Below are 1,521 nucleotides of genomic sequence, written 5' to 3'. Positions count from 1 at the left end.
CCCCCGCGCCCCCATGGCTTCCTCCCCGCAAAAGGAGACACCGCATGCCCCTCGACCTCTGGCTCGCCTTCGCCGCCGCCTCCACCGCCCTGCTGCTGATCCCCGGCCCCACGGTGCTGCTGGTGCTCTCCTATGCCCTCTCCCAGGGCCGCCGCACCGCGCTGGCCTGCGCCTCCGGCGTCGCCGCGGGGGATCTCATCGCCATGTCCGCCTCGCTCGCGGGCCTCGGTGCCCTTGTCGCCGCCTCCGCCACCGCCTTCACCCTGCTCAAATGGGCCGGGGCGCTCTATCTCGCCTACCTCGGCCTCAAGCTCCTGCGCGCGCCTGCCGCCTCGCTTGATCGCCCCGAGGCCGAACAGGCCCGCCCCGCCACGATCTTCCGCCACGCGGCGACCGTCACGGCGCTGAACCCCAAGAGCATTGCCTTCTTCATCGCCTTCGTCCCGCAATTCGTGACGCCTACGCAGCCGCTCCTGCCACAATTCGCCATCCTCACCGCCACCTTCGTCACCCTCGCGGCGCTGAACGCGCTGGCCTATGCGCTCGCCGCCGACCGGCTGCGCGCCACCATCCGCCGTCCCGCGGTGCTCACATGGCTCACCCGCGCAGGCGGCGGCGCGCTGCTGGCCATGGCCGCCGCCACCGCCATGCTGCGCCGCGCGTGACCGAACCCAAACACATCCTCCTCCTCGGCGCAGACGGCTTCATCGGCCGCCACGTCGCCTTCGCCGCTCGCGCCGCTGGCCACCGCGTCACCTGCATCGCCCGCCGCACCTCGGCCCTGAAGGCCCTCGGCTTCGACACCTTTCAAGCCGACCTGACCGCCGAGAAATGGCACAGCGCCTCCTCCTGGAAAGACCTCGCCCGCACCGCCCACGGCACCATCAACTGCGCGGGCCTGCTCACCGGCTCGCCCGCCGCCATGGCCGCCGTGCATGAGCACGCCCCCGCCGCGCTCTACGATGCCCTGCCCCACGGCAGCTTCCTGGTGCTGCTCTCCGCCGTGGGCATCGAGGCCCAAACCCCCTTCGCCGAAGCCCGCCGCACCGGCGAACTCACCGCCAAGCTCGCCTCCAAGAATGGCCGCCACCGGCTCACCATCCTGCGCGCGGGCCTCGTCCTCTCCGACGGGGCCTATGGCGGCTCGGCGGTGCTGCGCGGCCTCTCCGCCTTCCCGATCGTCACCCCGGTGCTCGGGCGCGGCAAGCACCGCTTCAACCCCTGCCACGCCGAAGACCTCGCACAGCGCCTCCTCGCCGCCACGCAAGAAGACAATGGCCCCAAGCCCATCCCCATAGGCGGGGCCGACACGCTGACGCTGAAGCAACTCACCGCCGCCACCCGCGCCCATCTCGGCCTGCGCCCCGCGCCCGCGCTGCCCATCCCCATGGCCCTGGCCCGGCTGATGGGCCGCTTCGGCGACGCCATGCGCGCTGGCCCCTTCTCCACCACCGCCATCAAGCAACTGGAACACGGCGTGTTGGCCGAAACCTCCCAGCCCCTCCCCGGCGCCTCCGACTT

Annotated in this window: 2 protein-coding genes; both read left to right on the top strand. The window is 72.4% G+C overall.

Annotation, left to right across the window (positions count from 1 at the left end; translation table 11 throughout):
* The first annotated feature begins 44 nt into the window (after nucleotides 1–44).
* Nucleotides 45–665, top strand: coding sequence for a LysE family translocator (locus DYI42_RS23850; RefSeq protein WP_213549614.1), 621 nt, complete (start codon nucleotides 45–47; stop codon nucleotides 663–665).
* The coding region (locus tag DYI42_RS23845; RefSeq protein ID WP_213549613.1) for an NAD-dependent epimerase/dehydratase family protein at nucleotides 662–1,521 on the top strand (860 nt) is incomplete at its 3' end. The genes DYI42_RS23850 and DYI42_RS23845, both read left to right, overlap by 4 nt.

Origin of the sequence: Vannielia litorea, assembly GCF_018424695.1 — a bacterium.
Lineage (GTDB): Bacteria > Pseudomonadota > Alphaproteobacteria > Rhodobacterales > Rhodobacteraceae > Vannielia > Vannielia litorea_A.
This window is presented reverse-complemented; position numbering and strand designations above follow the sequence as displayed.